Origin of the sequence: Sphingopyxis sp. LC81 (assembly GCF_000756375.1) — a bacterium.
Taxonomy (GTDB): domain Bacteria; phylum Pseudomonadota; class Alphaproteobacteria; order Sphingomonadales; family Sphingomonadaceae; genus Sphingopyxis.
The window spans coordinates 81,124-99,877 of record NZ_JNFD01000009.1; the positions used below are offsets into that span (position 1 = coordinate 81,124).

Sequence of the window (18,754 nt, forward strand, 5' to 3'; positions counted from 1 at the left end):
ATGGATTGATCAATTTTGCGCATTGGAGCTCGCGCCCGCCGGTCGGCAGATTGTGTGTGCAGACAAGCTTGATTCAGGGGGCTTCGGGGATGGGTTTCGACATTTTGCGGCGCGAACTGCGTGGTCGCGCATCGGTGTGGACCGCTGCGCTGCTTGGCGCGGCGATCATGGTAGTGCCGGCGGGCGGCGCGGAGCTGGAGCAACGGGTATCGCTGGTGCCACGCGACGCGCTTTTTGTTTCGCCCGGCTATTCCGAACTTCAGATCAGTCCCGACGGCAAGCAACTGGCCTTTCTCCACCCGCTGAACGGCGTCCTCAACGTCTGGGTCGCGCCGCTCGACGATCCGAAGGCCGCCACCCCCGTCACCCGTTTCGATACGCGGCCGCCCGACAGTTTTCAGTGGAGCCCCGACGGGCGGTACATATTGGTGCTGAAGGATGTCGGCGGCGAGGAGCATAGCCAGCTCTGGGTCGCGAACCTCGAAAAAAGCACGGTCGTCAATATGACCGCCGATCCCGCCGTGCAGACGAAGATCGTGAAGCTTTCGAAGCGCCGTCCCGGCGAAATCCTCGTCGGCATGAACATTCGCGACCGCCGCTATCGCGATATCTACCGGATCGACCTCGCGACGGGGCGGCGTACCGAAGTGCTCCGCAACGAGCGCAATTACATCGATGTCGTTGCCGATCCCGATTTCAACATCCGGCTGGGCGTTCGCGGCAATGTCGACGGCTCGTCGACCTATTTCCGCCTCGACCCCGCGGGGCCGAGCGAGTTCATGACGATCCCGCTGGCCTCGCTGCGCAATTCGAAGATCCTCGGGCTCGACGGCGCGGGCAAGCTGTTGATGTTCGACAGCCGGACCAGCGACAAGGCGAACCTCGTCTCGGTCGATCTCGCCACGGGCAAGCAGACCCCGCTCGCGGCGTCCGGGCGGGCCGACATCGTCGATACGCTGTTCGACGAAGCCAGCGGTACGCTGCTTGCGACGCGTGAGGACCCGCTCGTCAGCGAATGGACGGTGCGATCGGACGAGGTGCGCGCCGAGTTCGCCGCGCTGCAAGCGGCGGCCGCGGGGCCGTTCAAGATTGTCGACCAGACCCCCGACAATGCGCGCTGGCTGCTCCTCGAAACGGTCCCGAACCGCCCCGACCGTTATAGCTGGTGGAACCGCAAGGACCGGGTGCTCGTGCCGCTCCTCTCGACGCGGCCCGGGCTTGAGAAACAGGCGCTCGCGCGGCGGCTTCCCGTAACGATCGCGTCGCGCGACGGGCTCGGCCTGCCAAGTTACCTGACGTTGCCAGCAGGCGCGAAACTCGGCGCCGACGGGATGCCGGTGACGCCCGTTCCACTGGTGCTGCTCGTTCACGGCGGCCCCTGGCTTCGCGACGATCTGGCTTTCGATCCGCAGCACGCCTGGCTCGCTGACCGTGGCTATGCGGTGCTGTCGGTGAACTTCCGCGCGTCGGGGGGCTTCGGCAGCGACTTCATGGCGAAGGGCGACCGAAAATGGTCGGAAACGATGCACGACGACCTGCTCGACGGGGTGCAGTGGGCGATCGACAAAGGCGTGACCGCAAAGGACCGCGTCGCGGTGATGGGGCTGTCCTATGGCGGCTATTCGACGCTCGTGTCGCTGAGCTTCACGCCCGACACCTTCCAGTGCGGCGTCGACCTTGCGGGGCCGAGCAATCTGGTAAAGCAAGTCGCGGGGATGCCCGACTGGTGGACCTGGCAGCGCCCGCAGTTCGTCAACCGCGTGGGCGATCCGGCGACAAAGGAGGGCGCGGCCGACCTGATGCGGCGCTCGCCGATCGCGCGTGTCGATGCGATTTCTAAGCCTTTGCTTGTGACGAACGGCGCCAACGACCCGCGCATCTTTCCCAGCCAGTCGGAAGAGATCGTCGATGCGCTGAAGGCGCGGGGCAAGCCGGTGACTTATGCCTTTTACCCCGACGAGGGCCATGTCTATGCGAAGGATGCGACGAACATCTCCTTCGCGGCGATCGCCGAGCATTTCCTGTCGAAATGCCTCGGCGGGCCGGCCGAAGCTTATGGCGACGATCTTGCCGGGTCGCAGGTCGAACTGAAGACCGGCGCCGGGTTTGTGCCCGGTCTCGAGCAAGCACTCGAGGTCGGGCGAAGTAGCGGTCGCTAGGGCTCGCCGAGATATTTCGCCAAGCCCGCGTCGGGCGGCGGCGACCGTCCGGCCGCCTCTGCTACGTCGATCCGCAGGAAGGCGTTTTGGACATAGCGGATGCCCGCCCAGCGTAGCGGTTCGATCTCCCAATTCGGGGCTTGCTCGCGGACGTAGGGCGCGTGGGCATCGGGAACAGCGCCGGTGACCAGCCCCGCGAGTGCGCGGGCGCAAATTGCGCTGGTGATCACACCATGTCCCGTATAGCCGTAGCTGTACCCGATCCGGCGCACGGCATCGAAATGCACCGTGGGCAGCCAGTCGCGCGGAATGCCGAGATAGCCCGCCCATTGATGCGTGAATTCGACGCCATCCAGCGATGGCCACCATTCGGTCAGCCGATCGCGGATCCAGCCGAAATTGGCGTTTTCGCTGAGCGCGGTCTCGCTCATGTCGGAACCATAGCGGTACGGCGCGCCGCGGCTGCCGAACAGGATGCGCCCGTCGGCGGTGCGAGTGAGATAATTGGTCGTATGCACGTAAGAGCTGAGGCATTCGCCGCCGGCCCAGCCGACCGTCTCCCACTGTTCCGCGCTGAGCGGCGCGGTGAGCATGATCGTCGAGGCCATCGGGATGAGCCGGCGGCGATAGGCGGGCTGCGCGGTCATATAGGCTTCGCCTGCGAGCAGAACCGCGCGGCGAGCGCGCAGCGTGCCGCCTGAGGTAACGAGCGCCGGTTGCATGCCTGCGGTGGTTTGCAACACCTCGGTCCCCTCATGGATCCGCACGCCGCGCCGTTCGAGCGCACGCGCGAGCCCGCGCACAAGGCGGCCGGGGTGGATTGTGCCGCCCGCGCGCAGCCGCAGGGCACCCTTGACCTCGGTCGCATGGACGGCCGCTTGCGCCGCATCGGCGTCGAGCAATTCGCAGCCATCCTCCATGCCGAGCCGGGCATAGGCTTCGAAGGATTGGCGCAGCGACGGCAATTGCTCGGCGCTGCGTGCGAGGGTGAGGACGCCCACGGGGTTGAAATGCGCGTCGATGCCTTCCTCTTCGCAGATGCGGCCGACTTCCCCCACCATCGCCTGCTGCGCGAGCAGCATCGCCCGGGCCGTCGCTGCACCGAAACGCCGGGTGAGGGCGGCGGGGTTGATGGGGAAGCGCGGCGAGCACCAGCCGCCATTGCGCCCCGACGCGCCAAAGCCGCAAAATTGCCGCTCGACGATCGCTATCGACAGATCGGGGTCGTTTTGCAGCAGATACCAGGCGGTCCACAGACCCGTGAAGCCGCCCCCCATGATCGCGATATCGACGGTCGCGTCGCCCGGCAGCGCGGGGCGCGGCGTCAGATCGTCGTCGCAGCTTGCGAGCCAGTAGCTGCCGATGTCGGCGGGTGAGACGACGGCGGTCAATCGGGGCTCCGCCGCGCGCCAACGGGCCGGCGGTCGATATTCGAGCGTCATCGTCGACGCGGCGGTTTCGCGTATCCTGTCAGGCGAAAGCTCGATCTTCTTGAGCTCGTTGGTCTCGTGCATCATCGTCTGGTCGGCGAGGTGCGGGTTCCCCTTGCCGTCGGGACCGATGAACAGATTCTGGCCGCCCGCGTCGATCACCGAATAGAGCGCTCGCCGGTCGGCGCCGATTTCCATCAACCCGACCCAGCTTTCGCCGCCATTGTGCGGCGCCATCGTCGGGCCGAGGCGCAGGACCGCCGACAGGCGATGCTCGGGATAATCCTCGGCCATTTGCGGACGATCGGGCGTCTCGAGCGATGCGTCGAAATATTTCCAGTAAATCGGCTGCTTCCATTCCGACATGTCCTTGCCGGGGAAACGCGGTTTGACTTCGGCGATCGTCGCCTTGATCGTGTCGATCATCATCGCGGTGCGACCCTGCCCGTTGAAATAATCGACGCCCAGCGGCGCGCCCGCTTTATCGCCCTGAAAGGCGCGCAGCAGCAGGCTGGATTGATAGGTCAGGTAACGGTCGGTATCGATCGTTTTCCACCAATCGCCCATATCGTCGCCGAACAGCGTTTTCGGCGCGGTTTGGAGCCAGGTCCGGTAGAGGGTCAGTCCCGGATTGTCGTAGCGCTGATCACCGTTGCGGTCCTGATACAGGCCGTTGAAGCTCAGCATCAATTCGCCGGCGCGCTTCACCTCGGGGTCGCCGCTCGCCGCGATCGCGGCGCGGATATAGGGTGCGAAAAAGTCGGGCGCCGCCTGATTGCGATCGACCGCGCCGAGCGCGTTGAAGATTTTGCCGTTGAACTCGCGCATGTCGAGCAACGTCAGTGACTGGCCCGCCTTCGCGAGCCGGTCGCCGAGCCAGGTACGGAAGGTCGCGCCAATGCGGGCATTGTCGCCCTCCTGCGACCAGCCCGTCGCCTTGCTGTTCCACGACATGAAGTAACCCTGCTTCGGGTTGATCATGTGCGGCTTTTCCGCAGGGGTCAGGAAACCGGTCCACTCATATTCGCCGGTGCCGGGTGTCGGCAGCCGCGGATCGACGCCGGCGGCCTTCTTGGGGAGCGCCCCGGCCTCGAAATAGGCGATTGTGCCGTCCTCGCCGCCGTAGCACGCGCCGAGATTCCAGCCGAGGCGGTCGACGCCCTTTTCGCGGAATTCGGCGAGGCTCTTCGCGCGGCCCATTTCGGCAAAGGCGACCCATGTATCGAGTTCGCGGCCGTGGACGCCCATCTGCTGCGAATAAGCGGTGTCGTTTTCGACATCCCATGCGATCACCGGGCCGTGGATCGTCCACGCGACCTCGTGCGTGAAGGGCGCGCCGTCCTTGACCTTGAAGGCTTCGGTCCGGTGCTCCATTTTCTTCCACGCACCCTTGTACCAATATTCGTACCGGTTCCTGGGGTTGAGCTTTTCGGCGAAGGTGGTGCCGGCCTCGCTGCTGCCTGACACCAGCAGCCAGCCGTGCTGCGCGCCGCGGCCCATCGTCGGGACACCCCAGCCGGTCGAGCCGAAGCCCGTGTTGTCGAAACCGCCGCCCTTCAGGTGGATTTCGGGGCCGTCGGCTGTGGCCTCCAGCATCAACACCTTTCCGCTCGCCGATTTTTCGGGGCCGATGACCATGCAGCGGCTTGCGCCTTTCACCGGTTCGGTGGGCTTTGTCTGCGCCGCGGCCGACGACACATTGCGATAGGGGGCCAGTTGCGCCGAAGCGAGGACGGGGGCGGGTATCGGCCGGGCCGGGGCGAGATCGTCGCCCGCGGGGATGGTGGTCGGGGAGTCGGGGTCGGAAATCGGCACGACGTCGTTGAAAATCGTCCACGCCTTGTCCTGACCGTAGCGCGCCGTCATTGCCTTCAGAAATTCGAGGTTACGGATTTCATATGTGTCGCGTCCCAGCGGCGCGGCGGTGATGAGCGCGAGATATTCGGTGAGGCTCCAGCGGGTCGGCTTGATCCCCCAGCGGATGAATTCGAGCGGGGTCAGCCGCGCAGGATCGGCGTTCACTTCGTCGATACGCTTGTTGATGCCGTCGACCATCGCCTGGATCATCTTCTGATGCTCGGGCGCCAGCGCCTCGTAGCGCTGCATCAGCACCGCGTCGGAAAGCCTCCGGCCGCGCATCATCTTGTCGCTTTTGATCGCCGATTTCCCGACAAGCTCGGCACGGCGGCCCTGCGTGTTGTGCCGCGCAAGCTCCATCGCCGCGAGGCGGTCGTGTGCAATCGCATAGCCCGCGCCGAACATCACCGCGTCGGACGTCTCCGCCTCCACATGAGGCACGCCGAAATCGTCGCGGGTGATGCTGACCTTTTCGGCGGCGTTCGCCTGCGCCGCGAGCAACAGCGCGGCGGAACCATGGAGCAAGGCGGCAGTCGAACGGCGCATCAAAAAAATCTCCCCGGATTGTCTATTTCGGCAGGAATGTCTCGGCCAAGGCGACCCACAGCGCGGCGCCGGTCGGCGAAATGCTGTCATCATAGGCATAGTGCGAATTGTGGAGCATCACCGACCCCGGCCCCTCGTCGCCGTTGCCGAGGAGCAGGAAGCAGCCGGGAACGACGTCGAGGTAGCGCGCGAAATCCTCGCCCCCCATGCCCGGTGCATCGAGATCGACGAAGCGGTCGGGGCCGACGATGCCGATCGCGATCTCGCGGACCTTGGCATAGAGGTCGGCCGGATTGTGCAGCGCGGGATAGCCGCGTTCGTAATGCAGCTCCGCCTTCGCGCCGAACGAGGCCGCGACACCCGTCACGATCTCGCGCAGCCGCCGTTCGGTCGCATCCTGGCTCGCGCGCGACAGGGTGCGCACCGTGCCGCCCATGCGCGCCTCGTCGGCGATGATGTTGAACGCGGTGCCCGCTTCGACCTTGCAGATCGAGACGACCGCGGCGTCCATCGGGTCGGTGCTGCGCGCGACGATGCTCTGCACCGCGACGATGATTTGCGCTGCGACGAGCACGGGATCGACCGTCAGGTGCGGGCGCGCGGCGTGGCCGCCCTTGCCGGTGATGACGATCTCGAACTTGTCGGCGGCGGCATAGAGCGCGCCCGCGCGCCCCGCGAGCTTGCCCGCCGCGATGCCCGGGCGGTTGTGGATGCCGAAGATGGCGTCCATCGGGAAACGGTCGAACAATCCGTCGCGGATCATCGCGCTGGCGCCGCCATCGGGGTCGCCGCCGGGCCCCTGATAGCCCAGCGATTCCTCGGCGGGCTGGAAGATCAGATGCACCGCGCCGTCGAAATTGCGCGTCGCGGCGAGATGCTTTGCGGCGCCGAGCAGCATCGTCGTATGTCCGTCGTGGCCGCAGGCGTGCATCACGCCGGGCGTGCAGGACTTGTGATCGGACTCGGCCAGTTCGGTCATCGGCAGCGCGTCGATGTCGGCGCGGATGCCGATCGCGCGGTCCGACGTTCCGGCGCGGATCGTCGCGACGATGCCCGTGCCGCCGATGCCGGTATGCACCTCGTCGACCCCGAAGCTTTGGAGCAAGTCGAGGATGAAGCGGACCGTGCCCTGTTCGTGAAAGCCGAGTTCGGGATGCTGATGGATGTGCCGGCGCCAGGCGGTCATGTCGGTTTCGAGCGATTTGAGGTCAACGGACATGGGAACGGACCTCCTGGCGCAGCGGCGAAGTCAGGCTAGCGGCGGCGCACGGCCGACCCCAATGCTGATTGAACATGGTTGCATGTTCGGCGGCGGATTTCATCATGGGCTCCCTCACGGCACGGCGTGCGCCGCGACCTGATAAAATACCTGCGCGTGCGGGCCGAGGGGGAGGTCGAAGACGACCCATGCGACCACCATCGTGATCCCCGTCGCCATGAAGCACAGCGCATAAGGCAGCATCAGCGCGAGCAGCGATCCGACCCCCATCGATTTGTCCCACCGCTGGCAGAAGACGAGGACGAGCGGGAAATAGCTCATCAGCGGGGTCATGATGTTGGTGTAGCTGTCGCCCATGCGATAGGCGGCGGTCGTCATTTCGGGGCTGATGCCGAGCAGCATGAACATCGGCACGACGACCGAAGACAACACGCTCCATTTGGCGGTCGACGATCCGATGAACAGGTCCATCATCGAGGAGAGCAACAGGACGCAAACGAGCAGGAGCGCCGGGGGCAGGTTCATGCCCTGCAATTTCTCCGCGCCGCCGATCGCGATGATCGGGCCGATGCCCGACCAGTTGAACATCGCGACGAAATGCGCCGCGAAAAAGACGAAGACCAGATAGGGCGCGATCGTCTTCACACCCTCGCGCATCATCGCGATCACGTCGTTCGAGTTCTTCACCGTCCCCGCCGCGCGCCCGAAGACCACGCCGGTCAGCAGGAACATCAAAAACAGCGCCGCGATCATCGAGGCGTAGAGCGGCTGCAGGCGGATCGGGCCCTCGGCGTCCTGATCGATGAAAGGGGTGTAGCCGGGCCACAGACAAAGCGCGGCGAACAGCGCGGTGACCAATAGCGCCGCAATGCCGGCGTGGCGAAGCCCCCGCCGCTCGGCGTCGCTGAGGTCGCCCTTTTCGAGATCGGCGCGAAGCTCTGCGTCGACCTCTTCGTTCCAGGTTCCGAGCCGCGGTTCGACCACCTTGTCGGTGATGAACCAGATGATTGGGGTGAAGAAAACGACAATGCCGAGGATGAAATACCAGTTGCCGAGCGGGTTCATCGTCCAGCCGGGCTCGACGATACGCGCGGCCTCCTGCGTGAAGCCGAAGAGCAGGACGTCGAGCTGGCCGGGCATGATGTTGCCCGCATAGCCCCCCGACACGGCGGCGAGCGCGGCGGCGATACCGGCGAGCGGATGACGCCCGACCGATGCGAAGAGCACCGCCGCCATCGGGATGAGCACGACATAGGCGGCATCGGCGGCGTGGTGCGACACCATGCCCACCACCGCGATGATCGGCGTCATATAACGGCGCGGCGTGCTCCGCAGCGAACCGCGGATCAGCGCGAAGAACAGCCCCGACCGCTCGGCAACCGCGGCGCCCATCATGATCGTCAGGATGATGCCGAGCGGGGTGAAGCTGGCATAGGTGCGCGGCATCTCGGTAAACAGCCGCGCAATATTCTCGGCCGAAAACAGGCTCGACGCGCGATAGGTCAGGACGCCGCCCGCGAGCTCGGCGCCGGCGGGCGCGTCCTTGCCCGAATAGGGTAGCGATGCGCTCCACCCGAGCCCCGCGCCGATCGCCGAAACGAGCATCAATATGATGATCAGATAGAGGAAGATGATCGTCGGGTCGGGCAGCAGATTGCCGACGCGCTCGACGAAACCGAGAAACCCCCTCTGACGGGCAGGGCGGATGGTTTCAGCACTCATAATTGCGCCTCCTGCCAGGCTGGATTCGTATTGCCGTACAAAGACAATATGAGGCCCGCGCACGCGGCGCGAGCCTCTCCTTGCCGGCCCGGATTCAGAAGTTCACTTCGAGTCCGAGACGGATAACCGGTCCGAACTGATCGAAGCCGCCCCCCGACGGATCGATGACCTGAACCGATTCCATCACCGGCAGCTTTTCGTTGAGAAGATTGGTAACGCCGAATGAGAATTTGGCTTCCTGCTTCCCGTTCATCGGCAACGTATAGGATGCCGAAATATCGTTGTAGAAGCGCGAACCCGTCCGGTCGGGCGACAGCAGCTCGCGGCTGATCCCCGGCGAGATGTCGGTCAGCGCCTGGCTCGACTGATAACGGCCCTGCCAGCCGACCGTCAGGCCGCCGACCGAATAGTTGAGCCCGACGACGCCCTTATATTTGGGGTAGCCGTAAAAGCCTTCGAGCACGGTGTAGAGGTCCGGCCGCGCCTGGAAGGTGAAGGTCCGCAGGCGATGCAGATAGGTGAAGGCGAGGTTGGCCGAGATACGGCCGCCGCCCAGCGGGCGGGCATAAAATACCTGCGTGTCGAGACCCGAGGTCTGCAGCTTCGACGTGTTGACATAGGTGCTTCTACCGCCGGTGATGCTGAAGAAGTTCGCGCCGGGGGTCGTGTCGCGGGTGATCAGCGCACACAGGTCCGGATCGGGGCCGCCGGCGCGGTCGACGCAATTTTCGGCGATCGCTTGCGGGCTGAGGAAGCTGATCGCGTCCTCGATCTTGATGTCGAACCAGTCGGCCGAAATCTGGAGGCCGGGCAGGAAATTCGGCGTCAGGACGAAGCCGGCCGTCCAGCTGTCCGAAACTTCGGGACGAAGATCCTGATTGCCCGACACGATGAACGGCACGCCGATCCCGCCGCTGACGGGCACGAAGCCCGCCGGACGGCCCAGCGCGGCGCAGTTGGCGGCGCGATTGGGATTTTGACCGAGGTTGTTTTGCGAACAGGGGTCGTTGACGTTGGTCGTCTGACCCTCGCTCGGCCGGAAGGCTTCGAAGATGTTCGGCGCGCGAATGGCGCGGCTCAACGTCGCGCGCAGGCGGAACCCGTCGACCGGCTCCCAGATCGCACCCGCTTTCCACGAGGTCGCCTGTCCCGCGTGGCTGTAATCGGCGTGGCGCACCGCGCCTTCGACCGACAGCAGCTTGGCAAAGGGCATGTCGGTCAGAATGGGCACGCTCAATTCGCCGAACAGTTCGGTGACGTGATAGCCGCCCTCATAATCCTGCGACGACGCCTGGTTGGTCACGCCGGCCTTGATCAGCGGATCGGTGGTCCGGCCGTTGCGCTCCTTCCGATACTCCGCGCCGAGTGCGATGCCGATCGACCCGCCGCCGGGCATGGTCAGGAACTTGCTCGAATCCCCGGAGAGCGAGAAGCCCGCCGTGGTCTGGCGGACGAAGGCGTTGGACACCGTCGTCGTGCTGACGAAGTCGCGCGCTTCCTGCGAGCTGGCGGTCGAACCGAACGGATTGAAGGGCACGCAGGGGCCGCCGCCGACGATAGCGGGCCGGACATAGCCGACGGGTTGAAGCGAAGGGACGTCCATGCGGCAGCGGATCTGCCCCGAACCGGGATCGACGACGGCGTCGAGCGCCGCGCGCAGATTGGGCAGGAGCATGCGGTTGTAGCCGGTGAACTTCGCCTTGGTGCGGCCGTAGGTGCCATAGATATCGTAGCGGAGATCGGAGAAGCCGGTCTCGAACTCGCCCTTGAGACCGCCGACGAACGACAGGCTGTTGCGATCGACCTGGCTGAAGCGCAGCCCGACATCGGTATAGAGGCGATCGAGAGCCAGCGTCGTCGCGCCGGCCGCCAGCAATTGTTGGCGGAAGGGCTCGTTGAGGAACGCGTTCTGCGCGATGTTAATCGGCTGTGCCGCGCGGAGCACGGGCTGCCCGCGTCCATAGCTCGACGTGTTGTTATAATCGGCGCCGAAATAGGCCCGCACAGTGTCGCTGAAGTCGAAATGGGTGCTGAGGTTGAGGTTGTAGCGCTCGATGTCGGGAACGATCGAAATCGAATCGTCGAAGCGGAAGCAGGCCGGTCCGCAATTGTCGAATTTCCCGAACAGGCTGCCGTCGGTGAAAAGCGGCGTCGGCGCACGGCGCGGGGTGCCGTCATCGTTGAAGACGAACGCACCGAGGCCGCCGGTGTCGCCGCGCAGACCCACGGCGCCGTAACCCGAATATTGAAAGGCTTCGCCGCCGGGAACGATGATCAGATCGGGAATGCCGTCGTTCGGCCCGGTATCGGCCGGATTGATCATCGCGACATTGTTTCGCATGTCGGCCTGGCGCGGGGTGATTTCCTTCACCTTCGTATAGTCGGCCGCGACGGTGATGTTGCCGCGGCCCTGGGCGAAATTCTTGCCCGCGACGATGCTTCCGCCGTAGGTGAAGCCCTCGGGACCGCGCGCCGGCTGCGATCCGCTGAACGACAGGCGAACGCCGTCGAAATCGTCCTTGGTGATGATGTTCACGACGCCCGAGACCGCGTCCGAGCCATAGATGGCCGATGCGCCGCCGGTGATGATTTCGACGCGTTCGATCAGATTGGGGTTGATCGAATTGAGGTCGAGCGCCGCGCTGTCGGTGGCGCCGGCGACGCGGCGCTTGCCGTTGACGAGGACGAGCGTGCGGTTCGACCCGAGGCTGCGCAGGTCGACGACGGCGAGGCCGCCGCTATTTTCGCCGCGCGAGCCCGAGGCACCGCTCTGCTGGCTCTGCTGCATGCTGCCCGAAAAGCCGATCGCGGGTTGCTGGGCAAGCGCGCGGCCGATGTCGAACTGCGCGTTGTTCGCGCCCAGCGTTTCGGAACTCACCACGCCGACCGGGGTCGGCAAGTCGAGGACCGGGCGGCCGATGCGCGACCCTGTCACGACGATGTCGCTGGCGCCATCTGTCGCCGCACCGTCGTCCGGCGCGGGTGCCTGCGCGTCCTGTGCGTGCGCGGTGCCCGCTACGCCGGTCAGCCCCGCAAAAAGGGAAATCGCCAGAAGCGATGTCGAAATCTTGAACTTGTTGCTCTCCGCCGTTGCCGGTCCCTGGATCATTTTTTTTCTCCGCCCTGAACCCTGCCAAAGCCGTCCGTTCGTCGGTTAGTGCATGGGCCCATTCTGTCTATGGACATGCGGCCATCGATCCCAATGCCGGTTCGACATAGAATCATTCGTGCGGTGTGAGGGGCGTCTGCGCAGCTTTATTGCGCCGTCGGAGGCCTAGCTGGCCTCGGCCTTCAAACGGTTTTTCAGCATCGTCCAGAAGGCCTCGACGCTCGGGCTTCGCCGCGCGATCGGTTTATAGATGCGGATCTCGATCGGGACGTGCCAGCGCGCATCGCCCGCGGCGACGAGGCGGCCGCTCTCGAGGTCGGCGGCGGCGACGCTGAGCGGCGCCCAGCACACGCCGCGCCCGTCGCGTGCCATCGACAGCAGCGCGGTCGCCATATGCGAACGGAACACGGTGCGGAGCGATGCCGAGCCCGCCGAAATCACCTGCGCCGCCTGCAGGATGCGGCCCATCCCCGACTTCTCCTCGAACTCCAGATAGGGGAGCGGCTGGTCGCCGCTGCCCGGCAGGACGTGCGTCGGTGCCCCATCGCCGAGCGGCGCGGTCACCGGCATCAGCACATCCTCGCCAAGCGCAAGCGAGGCAAAGCCCGCCGGGTCGAGGCGGTGCTGCGCGGCGGTATGGTGATGGCAGAGCAGGAAATCGGCTTTGCCCTCGAGCATGAAGCGTTCGCACGCGGCCATATTGTCGGCGATCAGCGTGATCGTCCCCGCTTCCTGTCCGCCGTGGAGGCTGCGGAGCCATGCGGGAAAAAAGGTTGTCGACAGCGCGTGCGTCGAGGCGAAACGGATTTCATTGCTCAGCGTGCCGCCGATTTCGCGGACATGGTCGCGGCCCAGCGTCAGGCGCCGCATGATCTCTTCGGCGAGGACGCGGAACGCCTGTCCGGCTTCGGTCAGCGCGATGCGGTGCGTGTCGCGATCGACCAGCGTCGCGCCGACCCAGTCCTCGAGCGCACGGATGCGGCGGCTGAACGCCGGCTGGGTCAGGTTGCGCGCTTCGGCTGCGCGGGAAAAATTGCCTTCATCAGCGAGCTTGATGAAGTCCTCGAGCCACATGATATCCATTTGAATCCACTCGTCGCATCAATTGATACTGTCCCGGCATTGGCTTCGTCCGAACCGCTGACGGTAATCCCGGCCCGCGAAACCGCAGGAAGGGTAGAAGAATGTCGGCGCCAAAAACGCTTTATGACAAGATCGTCGACGAACACCGCATATTATCTTTCGACGAATCCGGCGCTGCTGGCGAACGATTATTGCTCTATATCGATAGAACGGTGCTCAATGAATATACAAGCCCCCAGGCGTTCAGCGGCCTTCGCGCCGCCGGACGGGCGCCCTGGCGCCCCGCGGCATCGCTGGGGGTCGTCGATCATGTCAATTCGACCAACCCCGACCGCGAGGCGGGCGAATTGGACGACGGCGCGCGGCGGCAGATCGAATATCTGGGCGAGAATGGCCGCGATTTCGGGATCGAAATCTTCGATCTCTTCGATCCGCGGCAGGGGATCGAGCATGTCGTGATGCCCGAGCTCGGTCTGGTGCTGCCGGGTATGGTCATCGCCGCGGGGGACAGCCATTCGACGACCTATGGCGCATTCGGTGTGGTTGGTTTCGGCATCGGCACGTCGGATATCGAGCATCTGCTGGCGACGCAGACGCTCGTCTATCGCCGCCTCCGGACGATGCGCATCACGATCGGCGGGACGCTGGCGCCCGGGATCACCGCGAAGGACCTGATCATGGAGGTGATCCGCCGGATCGGGGCCGATGGCGCCGCCGGGCACGCCGTCGAATTTGCGGGCGCGGCGATCGGTGCGCTCGGGGTCGAGGCCCGCATGACGATCTGCAACATGGCGGTCGAATGCGGCGCGCGCGTCGCGCTGATGGCGCCCGATGACAAGGTCGTCGAATATATCGCGGGATGCCCGCGCGCCCCGTCGGCGGGGCTGCTCACCCAGGCGCGCGCCGAATGGCAGGCGCTGCGCAGCGACCCCGGCGCGCGGTTCGACAAGGAGATCGCACTCGATGCCGGCGACATTCCGCCGATGGTGAGCTGGGGCACCAGTCCCGACCAATCGCTCGCGATCACCGGCATCGTCCCCGATCCCGATGACCTACCCGCCGAGCGCCGCGCCGATGCGGTCCGCGCGATGGCCTATATGGGCCTCGCGCCGCACACGCCGTTGCAGGATATCGCGATCGACCGCGCCTTCATCGGCTCGTGCACCAATGCGCGCCTCACCGATCTGCGCGATGCCGCACGGATATTGAAAGGGCGCAAGGTCGCGCCGGGTGTGCGCGCGATGATCTCGCCGGGGAGCAGCGGCGTCCGCCGCGCCGCCGAAGAAGAGGGGATCGACCGCATCTTTATCGAAGCCGGGTTCGAGTGGCGCCGCTCGGGCTGCTCGCTCTGCCTCGCGATGAACGACGACAGCCTCGCGCCGGGCGAACGCTGCGCGTCGAGCACCAACCGGAATTTCGAGGGCCGGCAGGGGATTGGCGGCCGCACGCACCTGATGAGTCCGGCGATGGTAGCAGCCGCCGCAGTCACTGGAAGGCTAGCCGATGTGCGAGACCTCGCGGCGGAGGAGCGTGACTGATGGAGCGTTTCATCCGCCTGTCGGGCCGGGCCGCCGCGATGCCCGCCGCCAATATCGACACCGACGTCATCATGCCCAAGGCATTCCTGAAAGGGATCGATCGTTCGGGACTCGCCCAGGGCCTCTTCCACGACCTGCGCTTCGATGAAAGCGGCGCGGTGCGCGACGATTTCATCCTCAATCGCGCGGATATGGCGGAGACCCGCTTCTTGCTCGTCGGACCCAATTTCGGTTGCGGTTCGTCGCGCGAACATGCGGTGTGGGGGATGCTCCAATATGGCATCCGCGGTATCATCGGCGCCTCCTATGGCGCGATCTTTGCGGACAATGCCGCGAACAACGGCCTGTTGCTCCTGTCGCTGCCGCTCGAACAGGTCGCGGCGCTGATGGCGGAGCTGGGCGACGGGGCAGGGGACATGACGGTCGACCTTGATGCGCAGCGCATCGCGATCGGCTCTTATGCCGCAGCCTTCGACATCGACCCCGCCACGCGGCGCGCGCTGATGTTAGGGCTCGACCGGATCGGTGAGACGCTGACCCACGCCGACCGCATCCGCGGGTTCGAGAAAGCCTATCTCGGCCGCAAGCCCTGGCTTATGGGTGCCGAGCGATGAGCAATAGTCCCGAATATCCCGAACTCATGCGGGGGTTCCATTGGCAGGACGTCGATGCGGACGGCGTGCGCATCCGGGCCGCGGTTGGCGGTTCGGGGCCTCCGCTGCTGCTGCTTCACGGCCACCCGCAGACGCATCTGACCTGGCACAAGGTTGTGCCCGAGCTTGCGAAACGCTTCACGGTCGTCGCGACCGACCTGCGCGGTTATGGCGACAGCGAAAAACTGCCGGGCGATCCCACGCACGCGAATTATTCGAAGCGCGCGATGGCGGCCGATCAGGTCGCGGTGATGGCCGCGCTCGGTTTCGACCGTTTCGATGTGGTCGCGCACGATCGCGGCGCGCGCGTCGCGCATCGCATGGCGCTCGACCACCCGGACCGCGTCGCGCGGCTCGTGCTGCTCGACATCGCGCCGACCGCGACGATGTATGCGCAGACGAACCGCGAGTTCGCGACGCGCTATTTCTGGTGGTTCTTCCTGATCCAGCCTTTCGACCTGCCCGAACGGATGATCGCGGCCGATCCCGACCATTTTCTCGACCGCCATCTTGCCGGGCAGATCAAGGTCGAAGGCTCGCTCGATCCGCGCGTCGTCGCCGAATATCGCCGCTGCTACCGCGACCCCGCGACGCGCCACGCGATCTGCGAGGATTATCGCGCCGCGGCGAGCATCGATCTCGAACATGATGCCGCCGATGATGACCGCCGGATCGAGGCGCCCTTGCTGCTGCTCTGGGGCGAATATGGCACGGTGGGCACGCTCTTCGACGTCATGGCAAGCTGGCTTTCGAAGGCCCGCGATATGCGCGGGCGCGCGCTGCCGTGCGGCCACAGTCCGCAGGAAGAAACGCCCGAACTATTGCTCGCCGAACTCGGCGCATTTCTGACCTGAGCGCGGGACGGCGCTCAGCGCGCGGGAAGGATGACCGCGCGGCATTCGCCAAAGCCGATCGGTACGAAACCGTCCGCTGCGGCGCTCGCGCGCATGATGATCTCGTCGCCGTCCTCGAGGAAACCGCGCCGTTCGCCATTGGGCAGCTGGATGGGCTCCGACCCGCCTGTGGTCAGTTCGAGCAGGCTGCCGAACCCCTCGCGGTCGGGGGCCGAGATCGTCCCCGTGCCGAGCAGGTCGCCGGGGTTCAGGTTGCAGCCGTTCGAGGCGTGGTGCGCGACGATCTGCGCGATCGTCCAGTACATGCTCGTCGCGGGGCCGTGGCTCAGGCGAAAGGGCTCGGCGCCCGCCGCACGCATGCCGGCGGTGAGGAGAAAAACTTCGAGCGTGACGCCGAGCGCGCCATGCGCCTGATCGACGGTATCCCACAGATAGGGTAACGGCGCGGGATCGCCCTCGGGACGCGGTGGCTGCGCGATACGAAAGGGTGCAAGCGCCTCGGTCGTGATCACCCAGGGCGCAATGGTCGAATGAAAGTTCTTGGCGAGGAAGGGGCCGAGCGGCTGATACTCCCACGCCTGGAAGTCGCGCGCCGACCAGTCGTTGAACAGCGACAGCCCCGCGATATGGCGCGCCGCGTCGCCGATCGGGATCGGTGCGCCCAGCGCATTGCCCTCGCCGATCCACACGCCGAGTTCGAGTTCATAATCAAGCCGCTGCGTCGGCTCGAAAATCGGGGCGTCGGCCTCGGGCGGCTTGCGCTGTCCGCGCGGGCGGACGACGGGCTCGCCCGAGGGGCGGACCGACGAAGCGCGCCCATGATAGCCGATCGGCACATATTTATAATTGGGGAGCAGCGGATTGTCGGGGCGGAACTGCCGCCCGACATTGTTCGCATGATGGATGCCGACGTAGAAGTCGGTGTAGTCGCCGATCCGTGCGGGGAGGTGCATCGTGCAGCTTGCGGCCTCATGCAGCATCGGCGCCAGCTCGGCCTCCCGCGCGGGATCCGACAGCATCGCGCTTAGCCGTTCGCGCAGCGCAAGCCGGTTGGCGGGTGCCAGCGCCATCAGCGCGTTGAGCGTGTCGCCGGCGCAGGGGATGGCGGCAGCGGCGGGCAACAGGCCGGCGGCTGCGGCTGCACGCAGGTCGAATACAGCGTCGCCGATCGCGACGCCGGGGCGCGGGTCGCCATGCTCGGGCGCAAAAATCCCGTAGGGCAGATTCTGGACCGGAAAGTCGCGATGGCCGTTCGCCGATTCGACCCAGCTCGTCCGCGCCGGATCGTGCGTCGCGTCGATGTGCGGGCGGGTCACGCGTTGCCGTTCAGGGCTTCGAGGTGCGGCCGGAGCGCCTGCGCAAAAACCGGCACCGTGTCGGCGCGCAGGCCCGCGATATTGATGCGTCCGTTCCCGGCCATGTAGATGCCATGCTCTTCGCGCAGCGCCGCGACGGCTTCGGGCGTCAGCGGCAGCATCGCGAACATGCCGCGCTGGTCGGCGATCGCCGACAGCCGAGGATGCGTTGCGGCGAGTGCCGCGCGTAGGCCGTTGAGGCGCGCGCGCATCGCGTCGAGTTCGTCCCGCCAGTCGGCGCGGAGCGCGTCATTCTCGAGGATCGTCCGGACGATCGCCGCGCCATGATCGGGCGGCATCGACCAGAGGCTGCGCGCGAGCGAGAGCATGTTAGAGCGGACGCGTTCGGCGATCGCGCTGTTCGCCGACAGGGCCCACAGCGCGCCGACGCGTTCGCGATAGAGGCCGAAATTCTTGTCGCAGCTATAGGCAAGGAGCGCGGTGGGCAGCGCATCGAAGATCATCCGCGTCGCCGCCGCATCCTCAGCCAGCCCATCGCCCAGCCCCTGATAGGCGAGGTCGACGAAGGGAATCAGCCCGCGCGCCGCGCACAGATCGGCGACGGCCTGCCACTGCTCCGGCGTGAAGTCGCTTCCGGTCGGGTTGTGGCAGCAGCCGTGCAGCAACAGGATGTCGCCCGCCCGCGCCGCGGCAAGGTCGTACAGCATTGCATCGAAATCGATGTGGCCCGATGCGGCGTCATGGAAACGGTGGCTCCGCGTCGACAGTCCCGCTTCGGCAAAGATGGGCGCATGATTAGGCCATGTCGGGGTGCCGATCCAGACCTGTGCTTCGCGGTTTGCTCGCGCGAGAAGCTCGGCGCCAAGGCGAAGCGCGCCCGTGCCGCCGGGCGTCTGCACGCCGTTCAACCGTTCGCCCGCCGTCGGGTCGCCAAAAACGATCCCCTCGAGCAGCGCGGTATAGGCAGCGTCGCCTTCGGCCCCGAGATAGGATTTGGTCACCTGCGTTTTGAGCAGCGCCGCCTCGGCCGCCTTCACCGCGTGCATCACGGGTGTGTCCCCCGCATCGTCGCGAAACACGCCGACCCCGAGGTCGATTTTCTGCGGCCGATCATCCGCGCGGTACAGCGCGATGAGGCTCAGCAACGCGTCGGCGGGCTGCGCAGCCAGCGTATCGAACGGCAGGCTGTTTGAGACGGAGCGAGCGGGCAGGGTATCGAGTGTCATGCGCGAGATATCGCAATAAATCGGCGAAAAATCTTCTCAAAC

At 65.7% G+C, this 18,754-nt stretch carries 11 protein-coding genes; 4 read left to right on the top strand and 7 right to left on the bottom strand.

The window, feature by feature from the left end:
* Positions 1-89: 89 nt before the first annotated feature.
* Positions 90-2,159, top strand: coding sequence for a S9 family peptidase (locus FG91_RS05645; protein WP_052187338.1), 2,070 nt, complete (start codon positions 90-92; stop codon positions 2,157-2,159).
* Here FG91_RS05645 and FG91_RS21315 read toward each other — a convergent pair.
* From FG91_RS21315 to FG91_RS05670, 5 genes are all read right to left on the bottom strand, one after another.
* The gene (locus FG91_RS21315) at positions 2,156-5,992 is read right to left on the bottom strand and encodes an FAD-dependent oxidoreductase (RefSeq protein WP_161785626.1); all 3,837 of its coding nucleotides are present in this window, start codon (positions 5,990-5,992) and stop codon (positions 2,156-2,158) included. The genes FG91_RS05645 and FG91_RS21315 overlap by 4 nt on opposite strands.
* Before the next feature lie 22 nt (positions 5,993-6,014).
* Positions 6,015-7,211 carry a M20 aminoacylase family protein gene (locus FG91_RS05655; protein ID WP_037513084.1) on the bottom strand — a complete coding sequence of 399 codons (1,197 nt, stop codon included), beginning with the start codon at positions 7,209-7,211 and terminating at the stop codon, positions 6,015-6,017.
* Between the two features lie 114 nt (positions 7,212-7,325).
* Positions 7,326-8,933 (bottom strand): AbgT family transporter, encoded by a 1,608-nt coding sequence (locus tag FG91_RS05660; RefSeq protein ID WP_037513088.1) that lies wholly within the window; start codon positions 8,931-8,933, stop codon positions 7,326-7,328.
* Between the two features lie 94 nt (positions 8,934-9,027).
* Positions 9,028-12,042, bottom strand: coding sequence for a TonB-dependent receptor domain-containing protein (locus FG91_RS05665; protein WP_037513090.1), 3,015 nt, complete (start codon positions 12,040-12,042; stop codon positions 9,028-9,030).
* 165 nt (positions 12,043-12,207) lie between these two features.
* A complete protein-coding gene (locus tag FG91_RS05670; RefSeq protein WP_037513093.1) occupies positions 12,208-13,125 on the bottom strand; it encodes a LysR family transcriptional regulator in 918 nt (305 codons plus the stop codon).
* A 101-nt stretch (positions 13,126-13,226) separates the two neighbouring features.
* On the opposite strand from FG91_RS05670, the gene leuC reads away from it, so the two are divergent.
* The 3 genes from leuC to FG91_RS05685 are packed head-to-tail and all read left to right on the top strand — an operon-like array spanning position 13,227 to position 16,170.
* Positions 13,227-14,663, top strand: coding sequence for a 3-isopropylmalate dehydratase large subunit (leuC, locus tag FG91_RS05675; RefSeq protein ID WP_037513095.1), 1,437 nt, complete (start codon positions 13,227-13,229; stop codon positions 14,661-14,663).
* Positions 14,663-15,277 carry a 3-isopropylmalate dehydratase small subunit gene (gene leuD, locus FG91_RS05680; protein WP_037513098.1) on the top strand — a complete coding sequence of 205 codons (615 nt, stop codon included), beginning with the start codon at positions 14,663-14,665 and terminating at the stop codon, positions 15,275-15,277. Before leuC ends, leuD begins: the two co-directional genes overlap by 1 nt.
* Positions 15,274-16,170, top strand: a complete 897-nt coding sequence (locus tag FG91_RS05685; RefSeq protein ID WP_037513101.1) for an alpha/beta fold hydrolase — start codon at positions 15,274-15,276, stop codon at positions 16,168-16,170. The genes leuD and FG91_RS05685 overlap by 4 nt, the downstream gene beginning before the upstream one ends.
* 14 nt (positions 16,171-16,184) lie before the next feature.
* Here FG91_RS05685 and fahA read toward each other — a convergent pair whose 3' ends face one another.
* Together fahA and FG91_RS05695 are read right to left on the bottom strand one after the other, a co-directional pair.
* A complete protein-coding gene (gene fahA / locus FG91_RS05690) occupies positions 16,185-17,486 on the bottom strand; it encodes a fumarylacetoacetase (protein ID WP_037513103.1) in 1,302 nt (433 codons plus the stop codon).
* A complete protein-coding gene (locus tag FG91_RS05695; protein WP_037513105.1) occupies positions 17,483-18,712 on the bottom strand; it encodes an amino acid aminotransferase in 1,230 nt (409 codons plus the stop codon). Before FG91_RS05695 ends, fahA begins: the two co-directional genes overlap by 4 nt.
* Positions 18,713-18,754 lie beyond the last annotated feature (42 nt).

Bases quoted from the DNA above. Each gene is read 5' to 3' on its own strand.
- FG91_RS05645 (WP_052187338.1), top strand. From the start codon at position 90: ATGGGTTTCGACATTTTGCGGCGCGAACTGCGTGGTCGCGCATCGGTG.
- FG91_RS05665 (WP_037513090.1), bottom strand. From the start codon at position 12,042: ATGATCCAGGGACCGGCAACGGCGGAGAGCAACAAGTTCAAGATTTCG.
- FG91_RS21315 (WP_161785626.1), bottom strand. From the start codon at position 5,992: ATGCGCCGTTCGACTGCCGCCTTGCTCCATGGTTCCGCCGCGCTGTTG.
- FG91_RS05685 (WP_037513101.1), top strand. From the start codon at position 15,274: ATGAGCAATAGTCCCGAATATCCCGAACTCATGCGGGGGTTCCATTGG.
- FG91_RS05660 (WP_037513088.1), bottom strand. From the start codon at position 8,933: ATGAGTGCTGAAACCATCCGCCCTGCCCGTCAGAGGGGGTTTCTCGGT.
- FG91_RS05670 (WP_037513093.1), bottom strand. From the start codon at position 13,125: ATGGATATCATGTGGCTCGAGGACTTCATCAAGCTCGCTGATGAAGGC.
- leuC (WP_037513095.1), top strand. From the start codon at position 13,227: ATGTCGGCGCCAAAAACGCTTTATGACAAGATCGTCGACGAACACCGC.
- leuD (WP_037513098.1), top strand. From the start codon at position 14,663: ATGGAGCGTTTCATCCGCCTGTCGGGCCGGGCCGCCGCGATGCCCGCC.
- FG91_RS05695 (WP_037513105.1), bottom strand. From the start codon at position 18,712: ATGACACTCGATACCCTGCCCGCTCGCTCCGTCTCAAACAGCCTGCCG.
- FG91_RS05655 (WP_037513084.1), bottom strand. From the start codon at position 7,211: ATGTCCGTTGACCTCAAATCGCTCGAAACCGACATGACCGCCTGGCGC.